Annotated in this window: 11 protein-coding genes; 10 read left to right on the top strand and 1 reads right to left on the bottom strand. The window is 40.7% G+C overall.

From position 1 onward, the window contains the following. Window positions 1–364 precede the first annotated feature (364 nt). Window positions 365–637: a type II toxin-antitoxin system RelB/DinJ family antitoxin gene (locus PT285_RS07775; RefSeq protein WP_277149368.1), complete on the top strand. Its 273-nt coding sequence runs from the start codon at window positions 365–367 to the stop codon at window positions 635–637. Window positions 638–723: 86 nt separating this feature from the next. Here the strand turns inward: PT285_RS07775 and PT285_RS07770 are convergent, their stop codons facing one another. Further along, window positions 724–1,911, bottom strand: coding sequence for an NADH-dependent oxidoreductase (locus tag PT285_RS07770; RefSeq protein WP_277149366.1), 1,188 nt, complete (start codon window positions 1,909–1,911; stop codon window positions 724–726). 461 nt (window positions 1,912–2,372) lie between these two features. On the opposite strand from PT285_RS07770, the gene PT285_RS07765 reads away from it, so the two are divergent. From PT285_RS07765 to PT285_RS07725, 9 genes are all read left to right on the top strand, one after another. Further along, window positions 2,373–3,215: a MurR/RpiR family transcriptional regulator gene (locus PT285_RS07765; RefSeq protein ID WP_277149365.1), complete on the top strand. Its 843-nt coding sequence runs from the start codon at window positions 2,373–2,375 to the stop codon at window positions 3,213–3,215. A 2-nt stretch (window positions 3,216–3,217) separates the two neighbouring features. Next, a complete protein-coding gene (locus PT285_RS07760; protein WP_374211470.1) occupies window positions 3,218–4,654 on the top strand; it encodes a 6-phospho-beta-glucosidase in 1,437 nt (478 codons plus the stop codon). Then, window positions 4,635–5,930 carry a PTS sugar transporter subunit IIC gene (locus PT285_RS07755; protein ID WP_277149361.1) on the top strand — a complete coding sequence of 432 codons (1,296 nt, stop codon included), beginning with the start codon at window positions 4,635–4,637 and terminating at the stop codon, window positions 5,928–5,930. The genes PT285_RS07760 and PT285_RS07755 overlap by 20 nt, the downstream gene beginning before the upstream one ends. A 561-nt stretch (window positions 5,931–6,491) precedes the next feature. Beyond that, window positions 6,492–7,223, top strand: a complete 732-nt coding sequence (locus PT285_RS07750; RefSeq protein ID WP_277149359.1) for a gamma-glutamyl-gamma-aminobutyrate hydrolase family protein — start codon at window positions 6,492–6,494, stop codon at window positions 7,221–7,223. Next, complete coding sequence (locus PT285_RS07745; protein WP_277149358.1) at window positions 7,224–8,501, top strand: APC family permease; 1,278 nt, start codon at window positions 7,224–7,226, stop codon at window positions 8,499–8,501. It begins immediately after the preceding gene. Between the two features lie 103 nt (window positions 8,502–8,604). Beyond that, entirely contained in the window at window positions 8,605–9,786 is a 1,182-nt protein-coding gene (locus PT285_RS07740) for an amidohydrolase family protein (protein ID WP_277149356.1), read from the top strand. A gap of 197 nt (window positions 9,787–9,983) precedes the next feature. Continuing rightward, entirely contained in the window at window positions 9,984–10,562 is a 579-nt protein-coding gene (locus PT285_RS07735; protein ID WP_277149353.1) for a hypothetical protein, read from the top strand. Window positions 10,563–11,122: 560 nt separating this feature from the next. Continuing rightward, window positions 11,123–11,827, top strand: coding sequence for a hypothetical protein (locus PT285_RS07730; protein ID WP_277149352.1), 705 nt, complete (start codon window positions 11,123–11,125; stop codon window positions 11,825–11,827). After that, window positions 11,824–12,570, top strand: a complete 747-nt coding sequence (locus PT285_RS07725; RefSeq protein WP_277149350.1) for a hypothetical protein — start codon at window positions 11,824–11,826, stop codon at window positions 12,568–12,570. The genes PT285_RS07730 and PT285_RS07725 overlap by 4 nt, the downstream gene beginning before the upstream one ends. Window positions 12,571–12,584 lie beyond the last annotated feature (14 nt).

Genomic DNA, 12,584 nt, shown 5'->3' with positions numbered 1-12,584 from the left:
ACAGTATTGATGAAAAGATGAGAATAGTCTTATAAATATGGATTATCTTTATAATGTGATAAACTAACTTAAAGATTATGTAAGACAATTAATATTATGGGAGAGGTAGTGATAACATTATGAAGTAGAAAAGGCGATGCTTGTTGCTAAGGTTTAAGAATTAGGCTGATACAAGTGAAACAGTTTCTAGTATTAGCGATTTACGTAAACGTTGGTCGAGTAGATGAAATATGCTGTCAAACTTGAATTTGGCAGTTTTCCTAATATTAGTAAGAAAATTTATGTACAATTAAAATGTGGAATAATGAGAGCTTAGTGGTGTAATTTTAGCTGATGTATATAAATTAATTTAAGGAGTGAGAACATGGCAACAGTACAAATTGATGATCAATTAAAAAAAGACGCAGATAGAATGTTTGGCGAAGTCGGAATGACAACGGAAGCTGCCGTGGGAATCTTTTTGACGCGTTTTGTGACTACCGGAAAATTTCCATTTGAAATTGCAATGACCGAGGATCAATTTGATGAGAAAACGCGGCAAGTATACAAGAATGCTTTGAAGCTCCATGATGGTGAAAATATCAGCAGTTATTTCGCACGCTTGCGCAAAGATGCAAATGAGAAAGATCCCACTTAATTTAAAATCTGATAAGTAAAGAAAAAATGCTCCTAAGTGTTAGTCTGATGACTAAACGCTAGGAGTATTTTTTGTGATTTTAAAAATTATTTTGCACCGTCATGGGTGACCGCGTCGCTTAATTTGGTGGTGGAAAGGGACTGAAGATAATCAAGCCCAGGGATGCCAAAGTACGGCGTGTTGGCCACGACCGCAATAATCCCGGGCGTCAGATGGCTCTTTTTAACAGAGGCTTCATCAAATTGCAGGTGGATCTGGTCTTCCAAATTATTAGCCAGCTTGTAAGCAATCTGCGGATCTGCCAGAGTAGCCCGCCCTAGGCCGACAAGATCAACATAATTAAGTGCGTCCTTCATTTTGGCAACCGTATGAATGTCGCCGGAAATTAATTCTAAAGTTGGAGCCTGAATAGCCTCGCCCAGTAGCTGGGCGTAATTTTTCGCAACATCTTCCGGTCCGCCCTTGTAATCCATTGTCGATAAATTAATATAATCAAACTCAAAATTTTCGGTGAGTTTTTTTAATAGCTGCTGAGACTCGTGCCAAGTATAGCCAATATTATTTTTGTCGTCAGTTTCCTCGGGACTGATGCGGTAACCGATAATAAAGTCCTTTGGCGCATATTTGTTAACGACGCGGAAGACTTCTTTTGCTACTTCTAGCGGGAAATTCATCCTTTTTTCAAAGCTGCCGCCCCAATAATCTGTCCGCTTATTGGAAAAAGCCGAGAAAAATTGTTGGATCAAGTAATGGTTGGCGCCATGAATTTCAACACCGTCAAAGCCGCAGTCAATTGCCCGTTTAGTGGCGCTGCCGAAGTCTTTGACAACTTGCCAAACCTCATCTTCGGTCAGTTCGTGCAGGGGATAATCAATCCAGGAAAATTTCATCTGTGAGGGCACGTCAACCCGGCCGCCGAGTGTGTGGCGATATTCGGCTTCGCGTCCGGAATGAACCAGTTGCAGGATGGCCTTGTTGCCGTCTTTTTTCAAAACTTTGGCAAGTTTAGTTAGTCCAGGTTTAAAATCATCATTATAAACTGCCAACTGTTCGCGATCCGGCGCCCATGATCGCGACGGACCGCCATTTGGACTGACATTAGTATATTCTGTGATTATCATGCCGGCTGATTGCGAGTGTGCCCCGTAATAGTCAAGTGTATCCTGGGTCACTTTCTCGTTTAGGCCGCTGTTGGTCAGCATGGGTGACTGAACAATCCTGGTTTTGATTGTGGCACCATGCCGAAATGTGACGTTATCGGTTAAAGTTTTCAATCTGAAGATCCTCCTTTATTTAAAACAAGTTAGTAATTTATATAATAAGTATAGCAGTTTATGATTAAAAAATCTTTTAGAGAAAATTTTTAATTGGTAATGAATAATGGGGCTGTATCAATCGCAGCCTTTAGTTATAAAAATTTATTGCAGGATGAATAGGCTTTATGTAGACAAAGAAAATTAGGGTTATCCTTTTTGAGATATATAAATTTTAAAAAGATATGTTAAAAGGGAAATAATTATTTATAAAATAGCAGTTATTAACTTTGTGATTGTTACTTTTTGTAGTTCTGCAAATTTTTAATGATTGGAACGTTTTTTCAAAAAAATGATTTTTTGTAAGTAAGTTTGGTACCGCTTACCAATTTACTTGAAAGCAATTGTGGTTAAATGAGTAATTGCATAGAATATAGGAGAATCAATTGATTCTACCGATTTGACGTCAAAGGAATTAATAAATGATTTTAGATGAAATGAAAGCGATCAGTAATTTAACACCGCAGGAAGAAGCAGTATTAGCATATATTGAAAAATATCCGCGCGAAGTTTTGGTAATGAGTATTAAGCAGCTGGCCAAGGCTAGTTATACGAGTGCGGCAACAGTTGTGCGTTTGTGTCAAAAGGCCGGGTTCAAAGGTTATTCCAGTTTTAAGTATACTTTTGCTTCGGAACTACCGAATATTTTAAAGTTAAGTGCTGATTTAAAAGTGAATCCACTGCAGCCTGGCTGTTCACCGACGGAAGTTTTCCAGCAGATAGGATTAGTTCACCGGCGTTCGATCGAATACACACAAAGCTTACTTGATAAACAAGAAATTGCACGGATTGCTTCTTTAATTAAGGCAAGCAAGCGTATCGAAATTTATGGTGAAGGACTAAATTATGAATTGGCCCGGCAGTTTTGCCTGGAATTTGAAGAAGTGGGTTGTGTTGCTAACGCATATAACTCGCTCAATCCAATGAGTGCGGAGCTGTCCCGTGAGCAGAAGGTTCCGGTTTTGGCCTTTATTCTTACCCATACGGGCAATAATGAGCACATGTATTCCATTGCGCGTTCGTTACAAGAAAAAAATTACCATACGGTGGTTATTTGCGACAGCGCGCAGAGACGAATTTGCAAAATTTGTGATGCTTTTGTAGTGATTATGACCACCAAAGGTACTTTGGAACTAAGCAACTCAGTTTATATCTCTTCTTTGCAGTATCTGTTTGATGCTTTTGTATCGTTAAAAATGATCGCTGATTATCAGCGCATCAAGCGCATTTCAACTAAAGTAGATCAGGAAAAGAAAGAGGATTGAATGTGAAAAAGGATTTTCTATGGGGTGGTGCAGTAGCGGCCAACCAGTATGAGGGGGCGTGGAATGCCGGTCATAAAGGTGTGAGCGTTTCCGATGTGATGACAAAAGGAAGTGTAGATCAGCCGCGCAAGATTACTCAGGGCGTAATTGCTGGTGAAGATTATCCCAACCATTACGGGATTGATTTTTATCATCATTATCAGGAAGACATTAAGTTAATGGCAGAAATGGGCTTCAAGTGTTTCCGCTTGAGCATTGCTTGGACAAGAATTTTTCCTAATGGTGATGAGGAGCAGCCGAATCAAGAAGGCTTAGCTTACTATGACCGTGTGTTTGATGAATGTCATAAATATGGTATTGAACCGGTGGTTACCTTGTCGCATTTCGAAATGCCCTACCACCTTGCCCAAGCTTATGGCGGCTGGCGCAGCCGAAAAATGATTGACTTTTTTATTAAGTATGCCACGGTCTGCTTTAAGCACTATGCGGCAAAAGTCCATTACTGGATGACTTTTAATGAAATCAATAATTTGATTGACACCGATAATCCTTTTAATGGCTGGACCGGCGGCGGAGTTTTATATCATGAGGATGAAAATCCTGAAGAGGTAATGTATCAGGTTAGTCACTATCAATTTGTCGCCAGCAGTTTGGCTGTGCAAATTGCCCACCAGATCAATCCTGAAAATCAGGTCGGCTGCATGCTGCATTTTGGTCCTATTTATCCTTATTCCTGCAAACCGCAGGATATGATGGCCAGCGTGAAAGCGATGGATCGGCGCTTCTTTTTCAGTGATGTTCAGGTAAGAGGTCATTATCCGGAATATGCGAAGAAGTTGTGGCAGAGAAAGAACTATCATTTTGATATTACGCCAGCTGATTTGAATAATCTTCAAAACGGCTGTATTGATTATATTGGCTTTAGTTATTATAAATCAACGACAGCTCAGGCAGCCGGCCCCGAAGAATTTGTTGAAAAACCCAATCCTAACTTGAAAAAAAGCGACTGGGGCTGGGCTATCGATCCGATTGGCCTGCGTTATATCTTAAACGTGGTTTATGAGCGCTATCATTTGCCGTTATTTATCGTTGAGAACGGTTTTGGTGCTTATGATAAAGTCGAAAATGGTGAAATTAATGATCAATACCGGATTGATTATCTGCGGGATCATGTTGTTGAAATGATGAAGGCGATTGAACTCGATGGCGTTGATGTCATGGGCTATACTCCCTGGTCTGCAATTGATTTGATCAGTGCCTCGACCGGTGAGGTTGAGAAACGCTACGGCTTTATTTATGTTGACCAAGAGCAGGTTAATCAGGGCAAGAGCGGTCGAATGAAAAAAGCGTCGTTTTATTGGTATCAGAAAGTGATTGCCAGTAATGGCGCCTGTTTAAGAGAAAGTGGAGGGGAAAAAGATGAAAAAATTTCTGAATGAAAAAGTAATTCCCATTGTAATTAAGTTTACGAATTTAAAAGCAATTCAGGCCTTAAAAGACGGGATGATGTTTGTTTTACCATTTTTGATTGTTGGTTCATTGTTTTTACTGTTAGGCAATATTCCGATTCCGGCAGTAGCCAAGGCAATCACTGACTGCGGACTGGCAAATGTGTTTAACCAGATTTACAGCAACTCTTTTGGCTTGATGGCCTTCTTTGCGGTTGCGGGGATTGCGTATACCTACTTAAAAAATGATAAGGTTGAAACAGCGTTTGCCGGTAGTATGGCAGCACTGGGTGCATTTATCTTATTGATGCCTTACCAGATTCAGGCTGGCAAAGGCATTGTTTTAACCAATGTGATCTCGCGGGACTGGACCGCCGGTCAGGGAATGATTTCTGCAATTATTATTGCCCTCGCCAGTGGCTGGATTTATTCGTTTTGTGTCCGGCGGAATTGGCAGATTAAAATGCCCGATAGTGTTCCGTCTGCGGTTGCTAATTCATTTACTTCACTGATTCCGACTGGTGCAGTGCTCATTGTGGCAGGAATTGTCTACGCAATCTTTAAGTTTGCGGCATCAACCAGTTTTTCCGAGATTATCTATTCGGCCATTCAGACACCTTTGCAAGGAGTAACCGACTCATTTGGCGGCGTTGTTTTGATGGCAACCCTAATGTCGCTGCTTTGGTGGTGCGGTGTCCATGGCGGTTCAATTTGTGGTGCAATTTTAACGCCAATTCTGCAGTCAAACATGTCGGCCAACCAGGCAATTATTGCTTCGGGTCGCAAATTAACGTTGGCTAACGGCGGTCACATCTTTACTCAGCAGTTCTGGGATAATTATCTGTGCATGAGCGGTGCTGGAATTGTTATTGGCTTGGTCATTTACATGACATTCTTTGCAAAATCGGACACACTGAAAGAATTGGGTAAGCTGTCAATTGTTCCCAATATCTTTAACATTGACGAGCCCGTAATTTTCGGGATACCGATTGTGCTCAACCTATATTTGATCGTTCCGTTTGTGCTTTTCCCAGTATTGGTTGGAGCTGTTAGTTATTTGCTAATGGCTGCCGGAATTTTGCCGTTGTTTTCCGGAGTAATGGTTCCGTGGACCACACCGCCAATTATTTCGGGTTTTCTGATTGGCGGCTGGCGCACGGCTCTTTGGCAATTGGTAGTCATTGTTCTGTCAACGATTGTCTATTACCCATTTATTAGAAAAATTGACTTGGATATGTACCGCAAGCAGCAGCAAGCGGCTGAATAAAAAATTTAACTGAAAATTTTTATTTTTACTACTTTGGATTATGATAATTTAAAGTAGTATTTTTGTTGAAAAAATTAAGTCGGAATAAAAGAAATTGAGGCACTAAAAATGAAAATACCCCGAAATTTAGTTGAGTTTGAAGCAACCTATTGTTATAAAACCGACAGCTTTGTGTAAAAAATTCGGGTTGTTCACTGTCGGTACTAAGGCTGAACTGCATTTTCTACTTGTGGGCATATTTTTCCGGAATGATGTCCAAGAAAATCAACGTTAAGCGGGAAAGCACTTTTAGCAGGACACTAAAATGTTCCAAAATTTCCCTAGATACAAAATTTGTGGTTGCAGGTCTGAAGTTTAATGATAAGGTGCGGCAATTTTTTACGAAAGAACTGGAAAAGAAATAGTAAGCAAAATAGTTTTTTTTCATGTACCAACTAGATCGTAATTGATCTATGCTGGTATTTTTTTCGTTGAAATTTATGGTTGCAGATAGAATTAAGAAAATATATAATATTTACTATTAATTTTAATTAAAAACTAATATTGAAAAGAGTGGTAGTAATGAAAATTGGAATTACGGCAGATATTAATTTGGTGCCGACTGAGGTGATTAACTTACGGTTGGCTAATTATTTTCCTAAGCAGCTGATTGATGTCTTGCAAAAGCATGACATTGTTCCGCTGCTGCTGCCGGTTGCGCCGGAAGAAATGGCTAAAGAGCTTGTAAAAAGTGTTGACGGGGTGATTATTCCCGGTGGGCCGGATATTGCACCGTATTTGTATGGTGAAGAACCGCTGGAAAATATTGGCAATACTTACTACCAGCGGGATCTTTTTGAAATTGCGTTGATTAAGGAGACACTTGCTCAGCGCAAACCGCTGATGGGAATTTGCCGCGGAATCCAGATTATCAACGTTGCACTTGGCGGCACGCTTTATCAGGATTTGGCGTCACAGTATAAAAGCGACAAGCTGATTCAGCACGCGCAAAAGTCGCAGGGCTTTCTGCCGACGCACCACGTTAACTTGCAGCCAGGCAGTTTTCTTTATCAAGCCTTGGGCAAACAGAGTTTGGTTAATTCGCGGCATCATGAGGCAGTGAAAAAAGTTGGCACTGGCTTGCACGTGACGGCCACAGCACCGGATGGTGTGATTGAGGGCATTGAGAGTGATGACGGCCTGATTGTGGCGGTGCAATGGCATCCGGAAAATCTGTGGCAGCACCATGCGGACCAAGAGCAATTATTTGTTAATTTTTTTGCCAAAGCGGCGGCGCAGAAGGAGCGTAAGTAGATGAAAAATAAACTGGGTTTTTGGAGTATTGTTCTTTTAGGCATTAACGGCATTATTGGTTCCGGAATCTTTTTGCTACCGGGACAGGGAATGACGCTGTTTGGTCCGGCCAGCATTCTGGTCTTGGTCTTTGATGCAGTTTTGGCGTTTACCATTGCCTTATGTTTTGCGGAGTGTGCCAGCTTTTTTGATAAAACCGGTGGCGCATATTTGTACGCTAAAGATGCCTTTGGTGATTTTGTCGGCTATGAAGTCGGCATGATTTCGTGGGCGATCCGAATTATTGCGGAGGCGACCATTTATGTTGCGTTTGCGACGGCGATTGGCGGTATTTTTCCCGCACTAGCGTCAACTTTCGCGAAAAATGTGATCGTCACGGTCATCGCAGTGCTGCTGATTATCATGAATGTTTGCGGGGTGAAGGTAACGTCGATTGTGAATAATACAATTACCGTGGGCAAGTTGCTCCCAATTATTTTTATTATTGTTGTTGGCCTCTTCTTTATTAAGCCAGCTAATTTTCAGCCATTTTTTATTCCCAGCCTGATGACCAGCCATAACTTTGCGGCAACTGCGATCACCATGTTCTATATTTTTACCGGCTTTGAAAGCCTGGTTGTAGCAGCCGGCGAAATGAAAAATGCGGAAAAGAATCTACCGCGGGCACTGGTTTTAATCCTGACGGTGGTAGCTGTGATTTACATTCTGGTCAACGTTGTCAGCATCGGTGTCTTGGGGATGCGGCTGATGGGCTCGGCTGTCCCGCTCAAGGACACGGCCGTGAAAATCAGCGGCAATGTCGGCAACGTAATTATTTCGGCGGGGATGCTGCTGTCAACCGGCGGTATCTGCATTGGTTCTTCATTTATCACACCGCGTTCATGTGTTGCTCTGGCTGAAAATGGGATGATGCCGCGGATTTTTGCAAAAACCAATAAGCATGATGCGCCGTATATGGCGATAATTGTTTCAACCACCATTGCTTTACTTTTGGCCTATTCCGGCAACTTTTCTTCACTAGCGCAAATTAGTGCTGTGTCGCGTTTTGCGCAGTACATTCCAACTTGTATTGCGGTTCTGATTTTTCGCCGCACCAAGAAGCGGCAGGCGGGCAAGTTCAGGATTCCCTTTGGGCCACTGGTTCCGATCCTGGCCCTAGTCGTTTCAGTATGGCTGCTGTGTCAGATCAGTATCTCGAATCTGATTTGGGGCTTAGGTGCGTTTGTCATTGCAGCACCGTTTTACCCGTTAACAAGAAGAAAGAAAAAGAATGCATAAGAGCTTGAGAAGTTTTGCTTATTTACTGGAAAGCAGAGCTTTTTTTGATTGTTCTCGGCAATAAAACGGCATAAAATATAAGTGGTTAATAAAGGAGAAATTTATGAAAACGATATATCAAAATTGCAATTTATATGATGGCGAAATTAACCAGATTCAGGAGAATGCTTGGCTGGAAGTAGATGATGAAAGCGGCAAGATTACCGCTATCGGCACTGGCAAGGCGCCACAAGGCGATAATTGGATTGATTTGCAGGGCAAGTATGTGATGCCGGGCTTGATCAACTGTCATGACCACATGGTGATGGATCCAACCGATCCGCGGGGCGTAACGGATTTTGACGTGGTTGAAACGTCAATCAATTCCGTGCAAAATCTGCACACGATGCTCAAGTCGGGTGTGACCTATGTGCGTGAATGCGGGTCGACTTTTGACATTGACCTGACGATTGCCAAGATGATCAATAAAGGTAAAATCACTAAAGTACCCGAAGTAATGCCATCCGGACGCCCATATTCAATGTCCGGCGGTCATGGTGATATCCCTAATTTTGGTTATATTGTTGATTCACCGGATGAAATGCGCAAGGCGGTTCGGCAGGGGATGGCCCGTGGTGTCAAGGCCGTTAAGCTTATGACCACTGGCGGCATCATGACCCAGCGTGATTCGATGGACGATCCGCAGTTGACGGTTGATGAGATTCGCGTGGCGGTTGAAGAAGCTCACAACAAAGGCCTGATTGTGGCAGCGCACGCCGAAGGAATTGCCGGGATTATGAACGCGCTGCATGCCGGTGTTGATTCGATCGAACACGGTTACTATGTCAATGATGAAGCGATTGATTTAATGCTTGAACATGGCACTTACCTGACGCCAACGATCATTGCCGCCTGGGCTTTTCCTGAATATGCTCAAGAGATTGCGCCCGACTGGGAAATGAAGAAGGCCAAGAAGGCATTGGCGGATTTAAAGAAAAATATCGCACATGCCAAGGACCGCGGTGTCAAAATTTCTTTGGGTACCGATGCCGGCACCACTTTCAACGGCTTTGACAAGACGCCAGTTGAACTGCGCTTAATGGTTGAGGATGGCTTTACTAATTTTGAGGCCCTGCAGACCAGTGTTAACTCCGCAAAGTTGATGAAGATTGACGATGAGTACGGCACACTCAAAGCTGGCAAGTATGCTGACTTCCTAGTCTTAGATGGCAACCCGCTTGAAGATATCAAGGCGGTTGCCCAGGAAGACAAGGCTGTTTATAAGAAGGGTAAGAGAGCATATTAGTTCTTAATTTAGGATAAAAATGTCGGTGAAAAGCTCGTTTTTCACCGGCATTTTATTTTTTAGCCATTTATTTTCTGAATTGCTTGTAATAATAAGTATTGGGTGACATGTTTACAATGGTTTCCTGTAAAATGAAAAGGTAATTAGCATTTGCAAAGTTGCTGGAAAAGATAAAAATTATTTAGTTGGGGAAAGATATGATTATTTATGCTACTAAACAAACTTTTGATCGTTATAAAATAAAGGAACCTGCAAAGCTCAGACCACCAGTGAACGAACTAGCACAAGCTGTAATTAAAGCGGAAGCTGGTGATGAATTACTTGAATGGGGTGCCAAGCTTTTTTACTTTGAGCGCAAGAAGTGCCTGCAATTAGTAAACTTTGCCAGCAAGTTCACGTTATTTTTATTCGATATCAAAATGGATGACATGGAAGAATTAGGCGAGTATATTAAGACATATTTGCTTGAACTTTATAAGGATGATGCCCAGATGATTGCAGCACTAAATAAAATGTTTGCGGCAAGTCCAATTCTTTGTTTTGATCGACTCAAGAATCGCAGCATAATTGCGACTCTTAACCATACGCAGCTGGACTATGCTGATGATGGTTATGCTTTCTATGACTATCTCAGAGATGGTGTTCTGCATACAGTTGAAATTAATAAAAGAGTAAATTTTGAGTGGATAATTCGGATGAAGGTTAATGGTAAAACTGATTATCATTATCCAGGTGAGCGCTTTAGGAAAATTGTGCTGGCAAGATTTGGTAAGTAAAAAATTCTGCGAAGGCTTCAGTAAATTCTCGATGAATGGGAATAGCGATAGCTTCAGATAAATTATTATGGTTTAAGGCTGCGAAAAATGAATATGGAAAACTTTCTGAAATGTAAAAAATTCAAGTTAATAAGGGTCTGCTAAAATAGAAGAACGCGGTATGCTAGCTGGCAAACAGTTGAATAAGAAAAAATATGATTTATCTTCATGCCGTGAAATTAAGATGAGACGACTAAGTTTGAGAATAGTTTTTCTGCAAAACGGTTGGGCTTACAATAAATACGGATAATGTAATTAGGAAAAATCATAACGAAATAAGGTGCTCCATAATGTTAGGTATAAAACTAACAGTTAGGAGCACTTTTTGCATGATTAAATACTTTAATTATGAATGATTTTGAACGAATTTGAACAATTATGAACGATTTTGATTTTTTTGAGGTACTAGGTGTATGGTTGGACACTACATTTATTTACTACTACGCAGAAATTTTTTAATGAATTGTACTATAATATTCTTAATTAGATTACCTTATGAAGCAATAAAATAGAGGTGAAAAATGAATTATTTGGAGAATGTCTATGTTTTTGCTAAAAGTTGGCTTGAGAAGTTTCGGGTAAACACTAATCAATTTAAATTGTTCCTCAGTGATAACTTTTATGATGAATGTGACATGCTGGGTTTTCGGATGGACAATGCTGAATTTTTTACCAAATATGGTTTTGCAGACAGTGATTACCTTGAACTTGCAAAAATAATTGAAAAAGTATCTGATATTCAATTGCTGGGTTCAGCGATTTTTGCTAGATGGCATTATTTTAAGAGCAGTACAGATGAAGCAGCAATTTTAAAAATAGAAAACAGAATTTGGTTTGTTTTGGCACTTGGCAGATTAGCTGACCTAACTAAAAAAAAACCGAATGCTTTTCCACAAGGGATCAAACAGATGCGTTTAACTACCAATCTTATTTCTTTTGGGATGCGGCCTAACGAGGGAGACGAAATAGAGCAGCAGTTAATGATTGATGAAAATGGCAATGTGACATTTACGGGTTATAACTATCATCGTTCGGCAATTGATTATGAAAAGGGTCGTAGCAAATCTGAAAAAATTGCAGCTGATAAAGCGCAGAATTTGCTAAAGGTAGTTAGCAATTATTTTTTTAACCAATACACGGTAAAAGATGTAACAGATACTGGCTATTGGCGGCTAGAAATGCTTGGTACAGACGAGATACAACTTATTATTTTAAAGGATCGTTGAAACCAAGTTATCAGGTTAATAACGCTGATTTGTCAGAAATGGTGCGGGCAACCGTGCAAATGTCATATCTTTATGTCTTTAACACATGCCCGCAACCAGAAAAAATAATGCAGATCAGATTTAACTATTGGAAAACTGATATTTTGGGTACTTGCAGAGAAAAATTGTTAATTGATCGCGCAACTAAGACTTTTTCTTATAATCAGTTTTTACCGAATGGCAATGAAATCAAGCAAAGTTATGTTTTAAAAACTAGTGTTGCTAATTTTTTGGATAGCTTGGATTCTGCAGAGTTATTGTGCGAAGGAGAAGAAGAATCTGAGGGAGAGATCAATTATGAATTGACGATAACTTATGATGAAGCTCCTTCTTTGGAATTTGCGGGGCACTTTGATTTTGATGGCTTACCTGATGATTATCCTGATTTTGCGAGCAAGCTGCTTCATTTTATTACGCTTCATAGTAAGGGGCAGATACTTGAACCAGATGACTTTGAGTATGAACTGGCAGATACTGATAGTTATGTTTACTGTAGTGTTAAACTTGAGCGTGGCGGTCGCAGTTATTATTACATTTCGGATGGTAACAAGGTTAGTCTTGGCGACCAAGTAATTGTGCCTGTTGGGGATGACAATCATCACTTGCGTGGTGAAGTCGTCAAAATTGGCGTTTATTTTACTGACGACGTGCCTCTGCCGGTAGATGAGACAAAGCATATTGTTAGGAATTTAGATGAAGAGTAAGCTTTTAAATGAAA

Source organism: Lactobacillus sp. ESL0791 (assembly GCF_029433255.1).
Lineage (GTDB): Bacteria > Bacillota > Bacilli > Lactobacillales > Lactobacillaceae > Lactobacillus.
This window is presented reverse-complemented; position numbering and strand designations above follow the sequence as displayed.

What these genes read in the sequence shown, in the direction of transcription:
- PT285_RS07775 (WP_277149368.1), top strand. Translation starts at nt 365, where the DNA reads ATGGCAACAGTACAAATTGATGATCAATTAAAAAAAGACGCAGATAGA.
- PT285_RS07765 (WP_277149365.1), top strand. Translation starts at nt 2,373, where the DNA reads ATGATTTTAGATGAAATGAAAGCGATCAGTAATTTAACACCGCAGGAA.
- PT285_RS07755 (WP_277149361.1), top strand. Translation starts at nt 4,635, where the DNA reads ATGAAAAAATTTCTGAATGAAAAAGTAATTCCCATTGTAATTAAGTTT.
- PT285_RS07750 (WP_277149359.1), top strand. Translation starts at nt 6,492, where the DNA reads ATGAAAATTGGAATTACGGCAGATATTAATTTGGTGCCGACTGAGGTG.
- PT285_RS07745 (WP_277149358.1), top strand. Translation starts at nt 7,224, where the DNA reads ATGAAAAATAAACTGGGTTTTTGGAGTATTGTTCTTTTAGGCATTAAC.
- PT285_RS07740 (WP_277149356.1), top strand. Translation starts at nt 8,605, where the DNA reads ATGAAAACGATATATCAAAATTGCAATTTATATGATGGCGAAATTAAC.
- PT285_RS07735 (WP_277149353.1), top strand. Translation starts at nt 9,984, where the DNA reads ATGATTATTTATGCTACTAAACAAACTTTTGATCGTTATAAAATAAAG.
- PT285_RS07730 (WP_277149352.1), top strand. Translation starts at nt 11,123, where the DNA reads ATGAATTATTTGGAGAATGTCTATGTTTTTGCTAAAAGTTGGCTTGAG.